The sequence below is a fragment of the Streptomyces sp. NPDC002138 genome, from assembly GCF_040296485.1.
Taxonomy (GTDB): domain Bacteria; phylum Actinomycetota; class Actinomycetes; order Streptomycetales; family Streptomycetaceae; genus Streptomyces.
In genome coordinates this window covers 33,404-50,941 of record NZ_JBEOXE010000054.1, presented here as the reverse complement: position 1 = coordinate 50,941, position 17,538 = coordinate 33,404, and the positions used below count along the sequence as shown (strand labels likewise).

The window sequence follows — 17,538 nt, the reverse complement described above, 5'->3', positions numbered from 1 at the left end:
CATGCCGGTGTTGAGGTTCCAGGCCATGGTCTTCAGCCAGGACACCGAATCGGCCGGGGTCCACGGCCCGGCACGCGGCACCGCAGGTCGCCGACGCCGATCTGGACGATCTCGCACGCCGCCTGCTCGATCCGGTCTCCCGCCTGCTGCGCACCGAGTTGCGGCGCGGCCGGGAACGCGCGGGCCGGCCCTTCGACGGCCGTCGCTGAGAACACGTACGCACGAGAAACGGACGACGGACCGATGACGGACAACATCTTCGCGACCAGCGTGTTCTTCCGGCTGGCGATCGGCGGCAACGACCTGGGCGCCTTCCACACCTGCTCCGGCATGGGCGCCGAAGTCGAGATGGAGAGCTACGCCGAGGGCGGCAACAACGGCTTCACGTGGCAGCTGCCGGGCCGTGTGACCTGGTCGAACATCACCCTCACCCGGCCCGTCACCGCCGACACGGCGAAGATCGGCCGCTGGCTGGACGAGACGCTGCGTCGGGTCGAGCCCAAGGACGGGGAGATCGTGGCGCTGCGGCCCGATCTGAGCCGGATCATCAGCTGGCAGGTGTTCGGGATCGTCCCGGTCCGATGGCAGGGGCCGTCCTTCGACCCCGCCAACTCCGCGGCGGCCGTGGAGACGTTGGAGATCGCCCACCAGGGGCTGCTGCCCTCCTGACCGCCCGGCACCCCACCCGTATCCGTCCTCTTCGTACGTCCCCGTTCCGAAAGGGAGTCCACGCCATGGCCTCATCGGCACGCGCCAGCCGCGCCAGGGCCCAGCTCACCCTCAAGGAGCCTCCGGCCTCGGTCGGCGCCAAGCCGGGCGGGATGATCGCGAAGCTCGATCTCCAGTTCAACCCGTCGACCCTGCAGCTGGGCAAGACCACCGAGTGGCGGCGTTCCCCGTCCCGGATGGCGGGGCAGTCGGCGCTGCCCGAGTTCGTGGGCAGCGGTCCGCGCACCCTGAGCCTGGACGTGTTCCTGGACGCCACCGCCACCCACGACAACTCGGTGGAGCAGGCGGTGGAGAAGCTGATGAAGGCGTGCGTGCCGACCCCGGCCAGCCTCGGCCGCAAGAAGCCGGCCAGCCCCTGGGTGCGTTTCGAGTGGGGCAGCGCGCGGACGACCTCGTTCGACGGGGTCCTGTCGAACCTGTCGGTGTCGTACACGCTCTTCGACGTGGACGGCAAACCGCTGCGGGCCACCTGCTCACTGTCCATCGAGGAGGCGAGCGTCGACCCGCCGGGCCAGAACCCGACCTCCGGCGCACGCACCGCCCGCAGCACGCACATCGTGGTGGCGGGCGACAGTCTGGCGATGCTCGCCTGGCGCGAGTACGGCGACGCGACGGCCTGGCGGGCCATCGCGGAAGCCAACCGGATCGACGACCCGATGGCGCTCGTCCCCGGCACCGAGCTCGTGGTGCCGGCCCTGCAGGACCCCGAGCACGGCGGCGAGGAGGAGCAGCGGTGAGCCCGTCGGAATCCGGGGGCCGGTCGTTCGCGGCCGACCCGATCGTGGAGACGCCCGGCGAACTGCCGCAGATCTGGGCGGCGCAACTGGTCAGCTGCGTGGTGGACGAGAACGTGGGTCTTCCGGACACCGCCGTGCTCACCTATCGCGACCCCGACCACGAGTTCCTGCGCGCCACCGGCATCACCATCGGCACCCCGCTGCGGGTGTCGGTGATGACCGTGAAGGGGCAGGCGCGGGAGCGGCTTTTCAACGGCGAGGTCACGGCCCTGGAGATCGACCGGGACCGCACCGGCTCGTTCACCGTGGTCCGCGCCTACTCCAAGGCGCACCGCCTCCAGCGCGGCCGCAGGGTCGTGGCGTACCGGAACATGACGGCCGCCGCCATCGTCCGCAAGGTGGCCGCCGGAGCCGGCCTGGCCGTCGGGAAGGTGGAGGCGGCGCCGGTGACGTACAAGCAGCTGTCCCAGGCGAACGTCTCCGACTGGGACTTCCTGCAGTACCTCGCGGGCGAGAGCGGCGCGCAGGTGCGCGTCGACGACCAGGGGCTGCTCCAGTTCACCCGGCCCGTGAAGGCCTCCGGGGCGCCCGCCCCGTCGACATCGGCCGTGCGCGATCCGATGGTCCTGGAGTACGGGAGGAACCTCCTCGCCCTGCGGGCCGCGCTGTCGGCCGCCGACGGCTCCTCGACCGTGCAGGTGCGCGGCTGGGACGTGACCACCAAGCGGTCGCTGGTCGCCGAGCAGCCGTCGGTGGTCAGCGACACGGTGGTGCCGGGCCTCAGCCCCCAGTTCGCCGCACGCTTCGGCACGTCGGCCGTCGCCGTCACCGACACTCCGTACCGTACGCAGGCCGAGACCACGGCGGTCGCGAAGGCGGCGGCCGACCGGATCAGCTCCGGGTTCGGCGAGCTGGAGGCGGTGGCCGAGGGGAACCCGCTGCTGCGGGCCGGCAAAGCGGTGGCACTCGGCAACGTGGGGCAGGCGTTCTCCGGCCGGTACACGGCGACGGCCGTGCAGCACGTCCTGGAGCCGCACGGCGGCTACCGCACCACCGTGTGGGTCAGCTCCAGCCCGGACCGCTCCCTGGCCGGCCTGGTGACCGGCGCCAACGCGCCGGGACGCGGCCCGCGCATCCCGGGTCTCGCGATCGGCGTGGTGACGGACGTGCGCGAGCCGGAGGGCTCGCAACGCGGCGCGGTACGCCTGAAGTTCCCGTGGCTGGACGACACGTACGTCACCGACTGGGTGCGCACCGTCCAGTGGGGCGGCAAGGGTGGCGGCGGCGTGGTGAGCCCCGAGGTCAACGACGAGGTGCTCGTCGGGTTCGAGCAGGGACTGCTCGACAGTCCGTACGTCATCGGCGGGCTCTACAACGGCGTGGACCAGCCCTCGCCGCACGACGTACCGCTGATCGACAAGACCAGCGGAAAGGTCAACCGCCGTTCTGTGGTGTCGCGTTCGGGCCATCGCGTGGAGCTGCTCGACGCGGCGGCGCCGGGCCCCTCCGGGCTGCGGCTGGTGACCGGGGACGAACGGCTCGAAGTGCGCATGGACGACCGCCGGGACCGGATCGAGCTCACCGTGTACGCGGGGCGGGGCCGCCCGCTGACCTCGGTCCTGCTGGACAAGAACGGAATCACGCTCGATGCCCGGCAGGGCACCGTGAAGGTGTCCGGCCGTCAGGTGGACATCGACGCCGCCGTCGGGGTCAGCATCGGCGGCCGGTCGGTGCGGGTGAACGGAACCGCCGATGTCACCGTCAACGGCGGCCTGCTCGCCACCCTCAAGGCCCGGCTCATCCGGATCAACTGACCCCCTGTCCACCGCCACTCGCACCACGACCGCTATCCCCGAGGAGGACCCGATGCCAGCCGCAGCCCGTACCGGCGACCCCACCAACCACGGTGGCCGGATCGCCACGCCACCGCCCGGCGCCGCCGCGTCGGTGGCCACGGTGCTGATCGGCGGCCGGCCCGCCGCCGTCGTCGGCAGCCTGCACGTCTGCGTGGTCCCGCCGCACGCCGCACTGGGCCCGGGCAACGTGGTCATGCCGAACCCGGCCGCGCTCGCCGCGGGCCCGGTGCTCATCGGCGGCCTGCCCGCCGCCCGGGCGCGCGACCAGACCTCGTGCGGCGCGATGATCCTCACCGGTGACCCCACCGTCCTGATCGGCGGTGTGTGATGAGCGAACGGTTCATCGGGCGCGGCTGGGCCTTCCCCCTGCGGGTCGGGCCGACCGGCGGGATCGCCATGGTCGAGCGGGAACGGGAGCTGGAGGAGGCCATCCGCCTGGTCCTGGGCACCGCGCCGGGGGAGCGGCCGATGCGGCCCGAATTCGGCTGCGGTATCCACGAGTACGTCTTCGCCCCCGGCGACGGCGACACCGCCGGGCGGGTCGCGCAGCAGGTGCGCGAGGCCCTGGAGCGCTGGGAGCCCAGGATCGCGGTGGACGAGGTCGTCGTGGCCTTCGATGCCGTGGACGCGGGCACCCTCTACATCGATGTGCACTACACGGTGCGCACCACCAACGACCGGCGCAACCTGGTCTTTCCCTTCTACACGATCCCCTCCGAGGAGGGGGCCGAGGAAATGGTCGCGGACTGATGGCCCTGCCCTCCCCCAACCTGGACGACCGGCGGTTCCAGCAACTCGTCGACGAGGCGAAGCGGTACGTGCAGCAGCGCGCCCCGGAGTGGACCGACCACAACGTCTCCGACCCGGGCGTCACCCTGATCGAGACGTTCGCCTACCTCGTGGACCAGCTGCTGTACCGGCTGAACCGGGTCCCGGACAAGAACTACCTGGCGTTCCTGGACCTGTTGGACATCCAGCTCTACCCGCCCGCGGCCGCCGTCGCCGACGTCGACTTCTGGCTGTCGGCTCCACAGCCCGAGACGCTGACGCTGCCCGCGGGCACCGAGGTGACGACCGCCGCCGGGGAGACCGAGGAGGCCGTGGTCTTCGCGACCACCGGTGATCTGCGCATCGTGCCGAGCGAGTTGACGCGTCTGGTCACCGCGCCCCGTACCGGTGACCTGACCGACCGGACCGGTACGCTCGCCGAGGGCCACGACATACCGTGCTTCCAGGCGACGCCCGAGCCCGGCGACGCGCTGTTGTTCGGCCTGCCGACGGCGGTACCGCGCTGTGTGGTCGCGGTCCGCCTCGACAGCCGCGTCGAGGGCGTCGGTGTCGACCCGCGCCAGCCCCCGCTGGTGTGGGAGGCATGGGACGGCGGCCGGTGGCAGCGCTGCGAGACCGACTCCGACAGCACGGGCGGTCTCAACCGGCCCGGTGAGGTCATCGTGTACGTCCCGGCCGGGCATACCGCGTCGCTGATCAGCGGCACCCGCGCGGGCTGGCTGCGCTGCCGGGTCACCGAGCCGGAGCCCGGCCAGCCGTTCTACTCGGAGTCCCCGACCGTGCGCGAGGCCGCCGTCTTCACCGTCGGTGGCACGATGTCCGTGGAGCACGCCGAGCGGGTGACCGACGTACCGCTCGGCGCTTCGGAGGGAGTGGCGGGCCAGACCTTCCGGCTCGGCCGCCCGCCCGTGCTGCTCGACGGGGAGCCGCCGGTGGTGGAGGTGTCCTCCCCGGAAGGATGGCAGCGCTGGGACCTGGTGGACAATTTCGGCCGCTCGGGACCCGACGACCGGCACGTCCGCGTGAACGCCACCACCGGCGAGTTCACGTTCCCGCCGGTGCTGCGCGAGGCCGACGGCACCTTGCGGTCCTGCGGTGCCGTCCCGCCCAAGGGCTCCCAGGTCCGCGTGGCCCGCTACCGCACCGGGGGCGGGCCGGCGGGCAACGTCTCCCGCGGCGCCGTCTCCGTCCTGCGCAGCTCCGTCCCGTACGTCGCCCGGGTCACCAACCGGGAGGCGGCGCGCGGCGGTGTCGCCGGCGAGACGATCGACAACGCCAAGCTGCGGGCGCCCCAGGCGCTGCGCATGCAGGAGCGCGCGGTGACCGCCGAGGACTACGAGATCATCGCCCGCCAGGCGGCGCCCTCGGTGCGCCGGGTCCGCTGTCTGCCGGCCGCTGACGGCCGGGGTGGCGCGGGCGCGGTACGGGTCCTGGTGGTGCCGGACGCGGTGGCCGACGAGGGCGACCGGCTCCGCTTCGAGCAGCTGATCCCCTCCGACCAGGTACTCACCGCGATCACCACCACCCTCGACGAACGGCGCCTGATCGGCACGCGCCTCGTCGTGGAACCACCCGTCTACCAGGGCGTCACCGTGGTCGCCCGGCTGTCCGCTCCCGCGGCGGACGCCGACCAGGTGCGCGAGGCGGCGCTCGCCGCACTGTTCCGCCACCTCAACCCCTTGCACGGCGGCCCCGACGGCGCCGGCTGGCCGTTCGGGCGGCCCGTGCAGTACGGCGAGGTGTTCGGTGTGCTGCAACGCGCCATCGGGGACGTGCTGGTGGAGGAGATCCGGATGTTCGCCGCCGACCCGATCACGGGGCGGCGCGGCGCCCCGGCCGACCGGATCGACATCGCAGCGGGCGCGCTGGTCTTCTCCTACCAGCACCAGGTGGTCGTGACGGAGCCGGAGACGGGGGTGCGCGGATGAGCCGGGCCGCGGTCACCGGCCTGCCCAGCCGGTACCCGATCGGCGAACAGCTGCCCGCGCTGTACGCCGACGACGACTTCGCCCAGCGGTTCACGGCGGGGCTGGACACGGTCCTGGCCCCGGTCTTCACGACCCTCGACAACCTGCCCTCCTACCTCGATCCCCGGCTGGCCCCGGCCGACTTCCTGTCCTGGCTGGCCTCTTGGGTCGGCGGCGTCGACGACCCCCGGTGGCCGACCGGGCTGCGGCGTGAGGCGGTGGCACGCGCGGTGGAACTGCACCGCTGGCGCGGCACCCGGCGCGGCCTGACCGAGGCCCTGCGCCTGGTACTGGGCGTGTCCGCCGAGGTCAGCGGGGACGGCGGGGCCGCCTGGTCCCGAACGGCCGGCGGCGAACTTCCCGCTGCTCCGGCCGACGAGGTTCTGGTCCGGGTGTGGCCGTCCCGCGACGACGTGGTGGACGCGGACCGCGTCCGCTCGCTCGTGCGCATGCTGTGCCCTGTTCACACGTCCTGTCGGGTGGAGGTCCTCTCGGGGCCTCCCGCAGCTGAAGGGAGGTGACGGCGGTGCGTGCGTGTCCCGTGTGCGGGGCGTCCAATGGCGCGGGGGACGACTTCTGCGGCAACTGCGGCGCCTACCTGGGCTGGTCGGACGGCGCCGCCTCCCGGGCCCCGGCCCCGGCCCCGGAGCCGGTGGACTCCCGGCCGCCCGCCGACGAGGAGTCCGACCCGCCTGGGCCGTCGGGAGCGGAGCCTTCCCCGCCGGAGCCCGCTGCGACGCGGACACCTCCGCCGGAGGCCCGCCCGGCCGGTGGGGAGGACCCGACCGCCCGCGGGACGCGCGAGGCGGAGCGCACCCCGCCGCCACCGCGCGCCGCCGCGCCGCCTGCCACCCCCGAGGCACCGCCCGCCGCGCCGCCTGCCACCCCGCGGGCAGCCGCTCCGCGGGCCGCCGCTCCGCAGGCCGCCACCGCGCCGGTCGACTTCCCGCAGGCCGTCCGGCCCGCGAAGGCTGTCGCGCCGCGCCCGGTCGTGCGTCCCGCTGCGGGGAGCGACGACATGACCGGGGTGCCGTGCCCCGCCTGCGGCACGCCCAACCCGCCGGACCGCCGCTTCTGCCGCCGCTGCGCGGCGCGGCTGACGCCCACCACCGCGCCGGCTCCCCTGCCGTGGTGGCGGACGATCTGGCCGTTTCGCCGCCGCACGCGGGCGGGCTCGGGACGGATGGTCCGCCTCATGGTGATCCTGGCCGTGGTGCTGGCCCTGTGCGCGGCCGGCTTCCTGATGCTGCCGGCCGGACGCCACCTGATCGAGGACACCCGCGACAAGCTCGGCAAGGCCAGGGCGGTGACCCCGACCCGCGTCGAGGCGAGCGCCGAACTGCCCGGGCACCCGGTGAGCGCCACCACGGACGGGCTCAGCAACCGCTACTGGGGCGCGCCCGGCCCCGGCGCCCGGGTGACGTACACCTTCGCCAAGCCGTTCCGCCTGGTCGACGTGATCATCACCAACGGCGCCTCCTCCTCACCCGAGGAGTACGCGAAACAGGGGCGGGCGCTCCAGATCGACATGGAAGTGACGGCACGGGACGGCCAGAAGGTCCGCAAGCGGCTCACCCTGAGCGACAAGCCCGGTCCGCAGGAGTTTTCCACCGGCATCAGCGACGCCATGACGATCCGCCTGACCCTCGACGCACCCGCCGGGTCGGCCCCGGACCACCACGTCGCCCTGGCGGAGGTGGAGTTCTTCCAGCGGAGCTGACCGTCCGGCGGGTCACGCACGAGGCGGCCGCCCGGCCTCGCCCCCGTCACGGGACAGGGGCGAGGGGAGGGCGGTCAGGCGTGGTTGACCGGGAGGACGTCCGGGGAGAGGACGCCCGCGTGGGCCGCCGCCGAGGTCATGCGGCGGCGGTGGTGGCGGCGGCAGAGGACCTCGTAACCGATCTCCTCCGCCGGGCGGTTCACATCGCCGACCACGACCTGCTCGCCCTCGACGACCATCTCGCCGCCCACCGTGCGGGCGTTGTGCGTCGCGCGGGCGCCGCACCAGCACAGGGCCTCGACCTGGAGCTGTTCGATCCGGTCCGCCAGCTCGATCAGCCGCTGCGAGCCCGGGAACAGCTTGGTGCGGAAGTCGGTGGTGATGCCGAACGCGAAGACGTCCAGGCCGAGTTCGTCCACGATCCGGGCGAGCTGGTCGATCTGGTCCGGGGTCAGGAACTGCGCCTCGTCCACGATCACGTAGTCCGCCCGGCCGCCCTGGGAGAGCTGCGCGACCAGGTAGGCGTACAGGTCCATGTCCTGCGGCGCCTCGACCGCCTCGGTCACCAGACCCAGGCGCGAGGACAGCTTGCCCTCGCCCGCCCGGTCGTCACGGGTGAAGATCACGCCCTGCAGCCCCCGCGCGTCGCGGTTGTGGGCGATCTGGAGCGCCAGCGTGCTCTTCCCGCAGTCCATGGTTCCGGAGAAAAAGGCCAGCTCGGGCATGGGAAGTACGGGACCTTTCGAGATCGGGAAGGGGCGGCGGGGGCGGGAGGAGACGGCGGGAGGAGGGGCCGACGGGCCGCTAGGACGAGCGGATCTCGAGCAGCGGGACGAGCTGCTCGGCCGCGGTCATCGAACCGTGCATTCCGGCGAGCCCGGACTCGTTCGGCTCGGTCCGGGAGGCGGTGATCGCCATGTCCGCGTGGGCGGCGGCGATGACGTCCCCGATCCGCCCGAGCACCCGCTCGTCGCAGACACCGGGAGCGCCGAACCAGCCCAGCTCCAGCGCTTCCTCGCGGCTCGCGATCCAGAACCGGTCGCCGAGCACCTCGCGCCACACGGTCAGTACGTCGGCCTGCGCGCCCGGGACGGCGTACACGTGACGGGCCCGGCCCTCGCCGCCGAGCAGGGCCACGCCCGCCCCCAGCTCCCAGTCCTCGTCGTAGTCGATCCGCGCGTCCTCGTCGAAGGGGATGTCGACCATCCCGTGGTCGGCGGTGACGTAGAGCGCGGAGCGCGGCGGCAGCTGCTCGGCCAGGCGCTGGACGAGCCGGTCGACGTACATCAGCTGGCCGCGCCACGCGTCGGAGTCGACGCCGAAACGGTGACCGGCGCCGTCCAGCTCGCTGTAGTACGTGTAGACGAGCGAGCGGTCACCGGCGGCGAGGCGCAGGGCCGCGAGGTCCATCCGGTCCTCGCCGGTGATCCGGCCGTGGAAGCTGCCGCCGCTCAGCGCGATCTTGGTGAGCGGGGTGTGCTGGAAGTCCGGGGAGGACACCTGCGAGGTGGCGATCCCGGCGGCGTCGGCGAGCTGGAAGACGGTCGGGTACGGCTGCCAGGTCTTGGGCTGGGTCCAGGGCTTCCAGCGCAGCTGGTTCATCAGCTCGCCGGTCGCCGGATTGCGGACCGCGTAACCGGGCAGGCCGTGCGCGGAGGGCGGCAGGCCGGTGCCGACGGAGGCGAGCGAGGTGGCGGTGGTCGCCGGGAAGCCCGCGGTGATCGGGCGGCCGGTGCCGCCGCGCGAGCTGCCGAGCAGGGAGGTCAGGAAGGGGGCCTCGGCCGGGTGGGCCTTGAGCTGCTCCCAGCCGAGTCCGTCGATCAGGAACACGCAGTTGCGGTCCGCCGGGGTCAGCTCGGCGATGCCCGCGGTGAGGCCGGGGACGCCCTGGCCCGCCGCGAGGGTGGGCAGCAGATCGGCGAGCGAGCCGGTGCCGTACTGCGGAACGGGCGCGCCGGACAGGTCCAGCAGCTCCGGCTCCTGCCAGTCCTGCTGCGCGGAGTGTGCCATCAGCGGGCGGCCTGGGTGGTCGTGGCCGCGGTGGCCTCGCTCAGCGCCTGGGCGAAGACGAGGGTCTGGCGCACGGCCTCGGGGCCGTCGCCCGCCTCGCTGACCCGCAGGCTGAGGTCGTCGGCGGTGGAATTGCCGGTGTAGCCGTGGTCGGAGTCGCAGTTCGGGTCGCCGCAGGCGGCGGGCTCCAGGTCGATCCGGGAGACCGCGCCCCAGCCGATGGTCAGGACGACCTCGCGGGGCAGGGTGCCGGGGGTGTAGGACTCCGGGTTGGCGACGACGCGGCTGAGCACCACCGAGGAGATGCCGGCGACCTTGACCGACTCGGTCGAGGTGGTCGCGTACGGGGACGGCGACCCGGCGTCGGCGGCCTGCTCGTCGGTGTGGCTCACGATGAAGCGGTTGCCGGTCAGGACGAGGACCGTGACGTGGCGGCGGACCTCGTTGGAGTCGAAGGTGGTCTCCTGGTGGACCAGGTACGACGAGATCGGCTCACCGCCCACGGCGGCCTCCACCGCCTCGGCCACGAGGGCCGGGTAGTAGCCGCTGCGCTCGATAGCCGCGCGCAGCCCCTGGGTCGTCGTACCGGATTTCGCCATGAGGTCCATCCTAAGGCCCGTACGGGGCGCCTCGGCCTGCCCGGGCGGGTCCGCCGGAAGAGACGGTCTAGTAACTGGGAAGGGTGCGCGGCCCGAGGTCCGTGCGGGCGGGGGGACGGGCGATGCGGAGGGTGGCGCTGAGCACCGAGAGGCCCTCGGTGGCGACCACGACCGGTTCGAGGGTGACCCCGACCACCTCGGGGTGGTCGTCGACCAGCCGGGACAGCCGCAGCAGCAGCTCCTCCAGGGCCGGGGTGTCCACGGGGTCGCTGCCGCGCCAGCCGAAGAGGAGGGGGGCGGTGCGGATGGACCGGATCAGCTCGGCGGCGTCGCGGTCGGTCGCGGGGACCAGGCGGTGGGCGGTGTCGCCGAGGAGTTCGGAGGCGACCCCGGCGAGCCCGAAGGAGAGGACGGAGCCGGCGCCGGGGTCGACCACGGCGCGCACGACCGTGTCCACGCCGCGGGGTGCCATGGCCTGGACGACCGGCAGGAGCTCGGCGGAGGTGCCGAGGGCCTCGGTCAGCTCGTCGTAGGACCGGCGCAGGTCGGCCTCGGTGGTCAGGTCCAGCCGTACGCCGCCGAGGTCGGCGCGGTGGCGCAGGTGCGGGGCGGTGGTCTTGAGCGCGACCGGGTAGCCGAGCGTGCGGGCTGCCTCGGCGGCGGCGTCGGGGGTGGGGGCGGGGAGGGTGGGGCGGACGTGGATCCCGTAGCGGGCGAGCAGCTCCCGGGTCTCGTCGTCGGGGAGGGTCAGGGCTGCGGCGTCGCTCTTGTCGAGCAGGGCGGCCAGCTGGGCCGCCGTGCCGCTCTCGTCGATGTCGTCGAACTCGGGCACGCGGCCGGGGGTGGCGGCGGCGCGCCGCCAGTGGGCGTACCGGACGGCCTCCGCGAGCGCCCGCACGGCCCGCTCGGCCGCGGGATAGGCCGGCACCCTCCCGCCCCCGCCGTCCCGCTCCGACGCGGAGGTCGCCGCGTGCGCCGCGGTGGAGCGCGGGTGCGGGCCCGCGCCGCCCGATCCTGCCTCCGGCGGGCCCTCAAACGCCGGGCGGGCTGAATGTGCCCCCGCCCCCGCGCCGGAGAACGCCCTTCCGGAGGCAAACCCAGCCCCGCCGGCGTGTGAGGCGACGCTCGCGGCCCCGCCGGCGTGTGAGGCGGCCGGGGCGGGGCCGCCCGCGGCCGGGGCGGGGCGGAGGGTCGTGGCCGCTGAGAGGGCTTCGGCCAGGGCGCCCAGCTCCACGTGGACGACGGCCACCGGCTTGCCCGGAACCTCGGCCAGCGCCTGCCGGATGGCCACCGCGAGCCCACCGGTCAGATCCTGCCGCCCCACGGCGGGAATCGCCGTGACGATCACCGCATCGTTCGCATCGGCGGCCAGCGCCGCGACCAGCGCCACCCGGAAGTCCTCCGGAGTCGCCTCCGTCGTCAGGTCCAGCTGCGGCCACGGCCGCAGCCCCTCCGTCAGGCAGGCGTCGTACGTCAGCACGCCCAACGACTCGGAGTTCCCGAGGATCGCCACCCGCGGCCCCCTCGGCAGCGGCTGGGACCCGAGCAGCAGGCCCACGTCCACCAGCTCCGTCACCGTGTCCACCCGGATCACCCCGGCCTGGCGCAGCAGCGCCGAGACGGTGGCGTCGGGCAGCCGGGTGCCGGGGACCGCGTGCCCCGCCGGGGTGACCCCGCTGTGGCGTCCCCCCTTGGCCACCACCACCGGCTTCACCAGTGCCGTGCGCCGGGCGATGCGGGTGAACTTGCGCGGGTTGCCGAGCGTTTCGAGGTACAGCAGGCCGACGTCCGTGGCCGGGTCGTCGTACCAGTACTGGAGGATGTCGTTGCCCGAGACGTCCGCCCGGTTGCCCGCCGACACGAAGGAGGACAGGCTCTCGCCGCGCCGCAGCAGCCCGGCGAGCAGGGCGATCCCGATGGCCCCGGACTGGGTGAAGAGCCCGATCCGCCCCGGCTCGGGGGTCGGCGCGGGCGCCAGCGAGGCGTTGAGCCGGACCCCGGGAGCGGTGTTGATCACGCCGAAGGCGTTGGGGCCGACGACGCGCATGCCGTACGTCCGCGCCTGGCGCACCAGCTCCCGCTGGCGCTCGAGCCCGAGGGGCCCGCTCTCGCCGTACCCCGCCGAGAGCACCACCAGGCCCTGCACCCCGTGCTCCCCGCAGTCCGCGACCACCTCGGGGACCCGCTCGGCCGGAACCGCCACCACCGCGAGGTCGACCGGCTCCCCGATGCCGCCGAGCGTGCGGTGCGCCCGTACGCCGAGCAGCAGGTCGGAGGTCACGGCGTCGTTGACCGCGTACAGCGCGCCGTCGAATCCGCTGTCGCGCAGATTGCGCAGGGCGGCGGCGCCCACGCCGGTTCCCGTGCGGCTGGCGCCGATCACGGCGACGGAGCCCGGGGCGAGCAGGCGCTGGACGGAGCGGGCCTCGGCCCGCTGCTCGCGGGCGCGCTGGACGGCGAGCGACTCGGCGGTGGGTTCGAGGTCGAGGGTGAGGTGGACCGCGCCGTCCTCGAAGCTGCGCTTCTGCTCGTAGCCGGCCTCCTTGAACACCTTGATCATCTTGGTGTTGGCGGGCAGCACCTCGGCGGCGAACCGGCGGATCCCGCGCTCGCGCGCCACCGCGCCGATGTGTTCGAGGAGGGCGGAGGCGACCCCGCGGCCCTGGTGGGCGTCCTGGACGAGGAAGGCGACCTCGGCCTCGTCGGCGGCCCCGGAGGCGGGGCGGCCGTCGGCGCCGATCCGGTCGTAGCGCACGGTCGCGATGAACTCGCCGCCGACCGTGGCCGCGAGGCCCACCCGGTCCACGTAGTCGTGGTGGGTGAAGCGGTGCACGTCCTTGGCGGACAGCCGGGGGTACGGGGCGAAGAAGCGGTAGTACTTCGACTCGTCCGAGACCTGTTCGTAGAAGCTGACCAGGCGGTCCGCGTCCTCGGTCGTGATGGGGCGGATCCGGGCGGTGCCGCCGTCGCGCAGCACGACGTCCGCTTCCCAGTGGGCCGGGTACGAGGGGTCCGACGCGGTGGTCATGAGGCCACCCTAGAGCCTGCCTTGGGGCGAGGGCGGAAGAGCGGTCGCCGGGGCCGCATCGGCCCGGGGGCGTGCGCGCGGCGCGCTAGGCGAGCCGGGACGAACCAGTGCAAGCTGAGGAGGGCCGAACGGCAGGCGGATGGGGGTCGGAAGTCGGCCGGAGCATTCAGAGCGCCGTGAGAGACTGGTCTAGACAACCATTGGAACCTGAAGGGCATCACCATGGCAGAGCGCCGCGTCAACGTCGGCTGGGCCGAGGGCCTGCACGCTCGTCCCGCCTCGATCTTCGTCCGGGCGACGACCGCTTCCGGCGTCCCGGTGACGATCTCCAAGGCCGACGGCAACCCGGTCAACGCCGCGTCCATGCTCGCGGTCCTGGGCCTGGGCGCCCAGGGCGGCGAGGAGATCATCCTCGCGTCCGACGCCGAGGGTGCGGACGCCGCGCTCGACCGTCTGGCCAAGCTGGTCGCCGAGGGCCTCGAAGAGCTCCCCGAGACCGTCTGACCCCGGGGCCCGGCCCCCGCACCACGCACGGCGGAGCCGTGGCTCCCGGAACCCCGGGGGCCACGGCTCCGCGGCTTTTCCAGACCATCCGGCCGGGGCGCGAATATCCACTCGCGACATCCACCGCCGACTTCCGACTTCCGGCCGCCGATATCCGTGGCGTCATAAAGGGAAGCGGAAATAGCCGCCCCACCCGTCCTTTGTATACGCGCCGTGTTAAAGGCCGCCGCTCGCCGTGTTTACGGCAGGTTGCGAAGTCCTCACGCGCAGCCGGTGCGCCCCCGCCGCGCGGTCCGCGTGGGCCGCGGTCAGCGCCCGCGCCCGCTCCGCGTCGCCGCGCGCCACCGCGTCCACGATCGCGCCGTGCTCCGCCCAGGACTCCACCGGCCGCACGGGGGCGTCCACGACGTACATCCAGGCCACCTTGTGCCGCATCTGGGTGAGCAGCGCGATCAGGCCGGGGCTGCCTGAGGCCTGCGCGAGCGTCTCGTGGAACCAGCCCCCCAGGGCCCGCAGATCGTCCCCCTGCCCCCTCCTGGCCCGCTCCTGCCCCAGCCTGACCAGCCCCCGCAGCACCTTGAGGTGCGCCTCGCCGCGCCTGTGGGCGGCGCGGGCCACGGCGAGGGGCTCCAGCAGCATCCGGACCTCCAGCAGGTCGGCCGCCTCCTGCTCGGTGGGCTCGGCGACACAGGCGCCCGCGTGCCGGCGGGTGGTGACGAAGCCCTCGGACTCCAGGGTGCGCAGGGCCTCGCGGACGGGGACGCGGGAGACTCCGTAACGCCGGGCGAGCACCTCCTCGGTGAGCCGGACGCCCGGTCCGAAGACCCCGGAAACGATGTCGTCGCGGATCGCCGTACAAACCGCGTGCGCGGGAATTCGCAAGACCGGACCTCCGCTGAATACCGCTGCCGCCGATTCCATTGCGTCGACTCTATTGCAACACGCGATATTTTCCGAGGACGGGCGGAAATGAGCGACCACGACGGGCCACCGGCGCCGCGCGCACGACGCGAAGGCCCCGGCTCGATGAGCCGGGGCCTTCGGGACGCTGCCGTGCGGGCGGGATCAGATGTTGACGCCGCGGGCCCGCAGGTAGGTCAGCGGGTTGATGTCCGAGCCGTACGACGGGCCGGTGCGGGCCTCGAAGTGCAGGTGCGCGCCGCTGACGTTGCCGGTGTCGCCCGACAGGCCGATCTGCTGCCCGGCGGTGACCTGCTCGCCGGCCGAGACGCTCAGCCGGGAGAGGTGCGCGTACTGGGTGTACGTACCGTCGTTGTGCTTGATGACGATGTTGTTGCCGTACGCGCCGCCGTTGCCGGCCTCGACGATGACGCCCGCGCCGACGGCGCGCACGACGGTGCCCACACCGGCGTGGAAGTCGATGCCCGTGTGGCTGCCGGAGGACCACATGCTGCCGCCGACGCCGTACTGGGTGCTGACGTAGGAGCCCTCGATCGGCGTCACGAAGGCGTTGAGGCGCTTGCGCTCCTCTTCGCGGTCCGCACGCTCCTTGGCCTCGCGCTCGGCCTTGACCTTGGCCTCGGCCATCCGCTTGGCCTCGGCCGCCTTCGTCCGCGCCTCGTTCTCGGCCTGCACCCTGAGGGCGGTCGCGTCGGCGGCGTTGCGCTGGGCGTCGGCCTGGGCCTCGAGGTCACCGGCGAGGTCGGGGGCGACGACGGCCTTCATGTTCGAGTCGGCCGGAGGGGTGCTGCTGTGGTTGTCCGCGGCGAAGGCCGGGGCGGCGAGGGTGGCCGCGACGCCGGTGGCGGCGAGGGCGGCTATGCCGGCGACGCTTGCGGTCTTCCGGCTCAGACGGCTGGAACCGCGGTGCTTGCCGCCGGAGGAGGAGGCACGAGAGCTGCCGAACGCCATGAAGGGGCTGATCCTTTCCTTCCTTCTCGCCTACCGGGTTAGCTGACGGGTTCGGAGCAGGAAGGTCTCCTACGGGCCCTCTCTCGCGAGACGGTCCGATTCACCCCAGGGACTGTGGGTCCCCGGCTCCCCAGGCTCGCGCCTGACGGGGACTCGGCGATCGCTGCCCGGTGCCGCGAGTGCGGCGCGTACAACTGACGGACAGCACGGCCGACGCTAGGCGGATCATCCGGTAATCACCAAACACACACGCCCCATTGTTACCTACGTCACGTGACATAGAAGCAACCTCTCCACCAAACGGACAAAAGGGGTTCTGGTGGTCAAGCCACCAGAACCCCTCCTCGCACGCTCAGTTGGCGACGACGCTCACGTCACCGATTCCGAGGGCCCGCACGGGCGCCTCGATCTGCGCGGCGTCGCCGACCAGGACCGTGACGAGACGGTCCACCGGGAAGGCGTTGACGACGGCCGACGTGGCCTCCACCGTGCCCGTCTCTGCCAGCCGCGCGTACAACTGCGCCTGGTAGTCGTCCGGCAGGCCCTGCTCGACCTGGTCGGCCAGGGTCCCCGCGACGGACGCGGCCGTCTCGAACTTGAGCGGGGCGACGCCCACCAGGTTCTGCACCGCCACGTCCCGCTCGGCGTCGGTCAGGCCGCCCTCCGCGAGGGTGCGCAGCACCTTCCAGAGGTCGTCCAGCGCCGGGCCGGTGTTCGGGGTGTCCACCGACCCGCTGATGGCGAGCATCGACGCGCCGGTGCCGTCGGCCGTGGACCGCAGCACCTGCCCGAAGGCGCGCACGCCGTACGTGTACCCCTTCTCCTCGCGCAGGACCTTGTCCAGACGGGAGGTCAGGGTGCCGCCCAGGCAGTACGTGCCCAGCACCTGGGGCGCCCAGACCCGGTCGTGCCGGTCCGCGCCGATCCGCCCGATCAGCAACTGCGTCTGGACCGCGCCCGGCCGGTCCACGATGACCACGCGGCCCGTGTCGTCCGCGGTGATCGGCGGCACGGGGAGCGGCGCGGCGGCGTTGCCCGTCCAGGTGCCGAGGGTGTCCGCCAGGACGGCGTCCAGGTCGATGCCGGTCAGGTCGCCGACCACGACCGCGGTGGCCGTGGCGGGGCGCACGTGGGCCTCGTAGAAGGCGCGTACGGCCGCGGAGTCGATCCGGGCGACCGTCTCCTCGGTGCCCTGGCGCGGGCGGGACATCCGCAGCGTGGCCGGGAACAGCTCCTGGGAGAGCTGCTTGGCGGCCCGGCGCTGCGGGTTGGCCAGCTCGTGCGGGATCTCGTCGAGCCGGTTGCGCACCAGGCGGTCGACCTCGGAGTCGGCGAAGGCGGGGGCGCGCAGCGCCTCGGCGAGCAGGCCCAGGGCCTTGGCCAGGCGGGAGGCCGGGACCTCCAGCGAGACCCGGATGCCCGGGTGGTCGGCGTGCGCGTCGAGGGTGGCGCCGCAGCGCTCCAGCTCGGCCGCGAACTCCTCGGCGGAGTGCTTGTCGGTGCCCTCGGACAGCGCGCGGGCCATGATGGTGGCCACGCCGTCCAGCCCGGCCGGCTCGGCGTCCAGCGGGGCTTCGAGGTTGATCTCGACGGCCACCACCTGCTGGCCGGGCCGGTGGCAGCGCAGCACGGTCAGGCCGGTCGCCAGCGCGCCGCGCTCGGGGGCGGGGAACGCCCACGGCTTGGCCTCGCCGGGCTGCGGCTGGGGGTGGAAGGTCATCGTGACG

General features: G+C 73.6%; 16 protein-coding genes and 1 riboswitch. Of the genes, 9 read left to right on the top strand and 7 right to left on the bottom strand.

Features of this window, described 5'->3' with window-relative positions; all coding sequences use genetic code 11:
* Positions 1–243: 243 nt before the first annotated feature.
* The 8 genes from ABT084_RS28610 to ABT084_RS28575 all read left to right on the top strand — a co-directional run bounded on the left by ABT084_RS28610 (position 244) and on the right by ABT084_RS28575 (position 7,798).
* A complete protein-coding gene (locus tag ABT084_RS28610; protein WP_030710062.1) occupies positions 244–669 on the top strand; it encodes a phage tail protein in 426 nt (141 codons plus the stop codon).
* Positions 670–734: 65 nt separating this feature from the next.
* Positions 735–1,466 (top strand): CIS tube protein, encoded by a 732-nt coding sequence (locus ABT084_RS28605; protein ID WP_351049771.1) that lies wholly within the window; start codon positions 735–737, stop codon positions 1,464–1,466.
* Positions 1,463–3,280, top strand: a complete 1,818-nt coding sequence (locus ABT084_RS28600; protein ID WP_351049768.1) for a VgrG-related protein — start codon at positions 1,463–1,465, stop codon at positions 3,278–3,280. Before ABT084_RS28605 ends, ABT084_RS28600 begins: the two co-directional genes overlap by 4 nt.
* Positions 3,281–3,332: 52 nt before the next feature.
* Positions 3,333–3,650 carry a PAAR domain-containing protein gene (locus ABT084_RS28595; RefSeq protein WP_351049766.1) on the top strand — a complete coding sequence of 106 codons (318 nt, stop codon included), beginning with the start codon at positions 3,333–3,335 and terminating at the stop codon, positions 3,648–3,650.
* The gene (locus tag ABT084_RS28590) at positions 3,650–4,072 is read left to right on the top strand and encodes a GPW/gp25 family protein (RefSeq protein WP_030388067.1); all 423 of its coding nucleotides are present in this window, start codon (positions 3,650–3,652) and stop codon (positions 4,070–4,072) included. Before ABT084_RS28595 ends, ABT084_RS28590 begins: the two co-directional genes overlap by 1 nt.
* Positions 4,072–6,039, top strand: a complete 1,968-nt coding sequence (locus ABT084_RS28585) for a putative baseplate assembly protein (protein ID WP_351049763.1) — start codon at positions 4,072–4,074, stop codon at positions 6,037–6,039. Before ABT084_RS28590 ends, ABT084_RS28585 begins: the two co-directional genes overlap by 1 nt.
* Positions 6,036–6,599 carry a phage tail protein gene (locus ABT084_RS28580; RefSeq protein ID WP_351049760.1) on the top strand — a complete coding sequence of 188 codons (564 nt, stop codon included), beginning with the start codon at positions 6,036–6,038 and terminating at the stop codon, positions 6,597–6,599. Before ABT084_RS28585 ends, ABT084_RS28580 begins: the two co-directional genes overlap by 4 nt.
* Before the next feature lie 5 nt (positions 6,600–6,604).
* Positions 6,605–7,798 (top strand): zinc ribbon domain-containing protein, encoded by a 1,194-nt coding sequence (locus tag ABT084_RS28575; protein WP_351049759.1) that lies wholly within the window; start codon positions 6,605–6,607, stop codon positions 7,796–7,798.
* 74 nt (positions 7,799–7,872) lie between these two features.
* On the opposite strand, the gene ABT084_RS28570 is transcribed toward ABT084_RS28575, so the two are convergent.
* From ABT084_RS28570 to ABT084_RS28555, 4 genes are all read right to left on the bottom strand, one after another.
* Positions 7,873–8,523, bottom strand: a complete 651-nt coding sequence (locus ABT084_RS28570; protein ID WP_351049756.1) for a thymidine kinase — start codon at positions 8,521–8,523, stop codon at positions 7,873–7,875.
* 79 nt (positions 8,524–8,602) lie between these two features.
* Positions 8,603–9,808, bottom strand: a complete 1,206-nt coding sequence (locus ABT084_RS28565) for an alkaline phosphatase family protein (protein ID WP_351049753.1) — start codon at positions 9,806–9,808, stop codon at positions 8,603–8,605.
* On the bottom strand, positions 9,808–10,407 hold the full coding sequence (locus ABT084_RS28560) for a DUF5998 family protein (RefSeq protein WP_330333088.1): 600 nt from the start codon (positions 10,405–10,407) through the stop codon (positions 9,808–9,810). The genes ABT084_RS28565 and ABT084_RS28560 overlap by 1 nt, the downstream gene beginning before the upstream one ends.
* Before the next feature lie 67 nt (positions 10,408–10,474).
* Entirely contained in the window at positions 10,475–13,435 is a 2,961-nt protein-coding gene (locus tag ABT084_RS28555) for a bifunctional acetate--CoA ligase family protein/GNAT family N-acetyltransferase (protein WP_351049750.1), read from the bottom strand.
* Between the two features lie 222 nt (positions 13,436–13,657).
* Between ABT084_RS28555 and ABT084_RS28550 the strand changes: the two genes are divergently transcribed.
* Positions 13,658–13,939 (top strand): HPr family phosphocarrier protein, encoded by a 282-nt coding sequence (locus ABT084_RS28550; protein WP_351049747.1) that lies wholly within the window; start codon positions 13,658–13,660, stop codon positions 13,937–13,939.
* 216 nt (positions 13,940–14,155) lie between these two features.
* Here the strand turns inward: ABT084_RS28550 and ABT084_RS28545 are convergent, their stop codons facing one another.
* From ABT084_RS28545 to ABT084_RS28535, 3 genes are all read right to left on the bottom strand, one after another.
* The gene (locus ABT084_RS28545; RefSeq protein ID WP_351049744.1) at positions 14,156–14,821 is read right to left on the bottom strand and encodes a GntR family transcriptional regulator; all 666 of its coding nucleotides are present in this window, start codon (positions 14,819–14,821) and stop codon (positions 14,156–14,158) included.
* Between the two features lie 183 nt (positions 14,822–15,004).
* The gene (locus ABT084_RS28540) at positions 15,005–15,811 is read right to left on the bottom strand and encodes a M23 family metallopeptidase (protein WP_351049742.1); all 807 of its coding nucleotides are present in this window, start codon (positions 15,809–15,811) and stop codon (positions 15,005–15,007) included.
* 13 nt (positions 15,812–15,824) lie between these two features.
* Positions 15,825–15,980, bottom strand: a riboswitch (cyclic di-AMP (ydaO/yuaA leader).
* 183 nt (positions 15,981–16,163) lie between these two features.
* A complete protein-coding gene (locus ABT084_RS28535; protein WP_351049774.1) occupies positions 16,164–17,531 on the bottom strand; it encodes a M16 family metallopeptidase in 1,368 nt (455 codons plus the stop codon).
* Between the last annotated feature and the right edge of the window lie 7 nt (positions 17,532–17,538).

Bases quoted from the DNA above. Each gene is read 5' to 3' on its own strand.
- ABT084_RS28570 (WP_351049756.1), bottom strand. From the start codon at position 8,523: ATGCCCGAGCTGGCCTTTTTCTCCGGAACCATGGACTGCGGGAAGAGC.
- ABT084_RS28535 (WP_351049774.1), bottom strand. From the start codon at position 17,531: ATGACCTTCCACCCCCAGCCGCAGCCCGGCGAGGCCAAGCCGTGGGCG.
- ABT084_RS28580 (WP_351049760.1), top strand. From the start codon at position 6,036: ATGAGCCGGGCCGCGGTCACCGGCCTGCCCAGCCGGTACCCGATCGGC.
- ABT084_RS28540 (WP_351049742.1), bottom strand. From the start codon at position 15,811: ATGGCGTTCGGCAGCTCTCGTGCCTCCTCCTCCGGCGGCAAGCACCGC.
- ABT084_RS28610 (WP_030710062.1), top strand. From the start codon at position 244: ATGACGGACAACATCTTCGCGACCAGCGTGTTCTTCCGGCTGGCGATC.
- ABT084_RS28550 (WP_351049747.1), top strand. From the start codon at position 13,658: ATGGCAGAGCGCCGCGTCAACGTCGGCTGGGCCGAGGGCCTGCACGCT.
- ABT084_RS28605 (WP_351049771.1), top strand. From the start codon at position 735: ATGGCCTCATCGGCACGCGCCAGCCGCGCCAGGGCCCAGCTCACCCTC.
- ABT084_RS28555 (WP_351049750.1), bottom strand. From the start codon at position 13,435: ATGACCACCGCGTCGGACCCCTCGTACCCGGCCCACTGGGAAGCGGAC.
- ABT084_RS28585 (WP_351049763.1), top strand. From the start codon at position 4,072: ATGGCCCTGCCCTCCCCCAACCTGGACGACCGGCGGTTCCAGCAACTC.
- ABT084_RS28565 (WP_351049753.1), bottom strand. From the start codon at position 9,808: ATGGCACACTCCGCGCAGCAGGACTGGCAGGAGCCGGAGCTGCTGGAC.
- ABT084_RS28560 (WP_330333088.1), bottom strand. From the start codon at position 10,407: ATGGCGAAATCCGGTACGACGACCCAGGGGCTGCGCGCGGCTATCGAG.
- ABT084_RS28590 (WP_030388067.1), top strand. From the start codon at position 3,650: ATGAGCGAACGGTTCATCGGGCGCGGCTGGGCCTTCCCCCTGCGGGTC.
- ABT084_RS28595 (WP_351049766.1), top strand. From the start codon at position 3,333: ATGCCAGCCGCAGCCCGTACCGGCGACCCCACCAACCACGGTGGCCGG.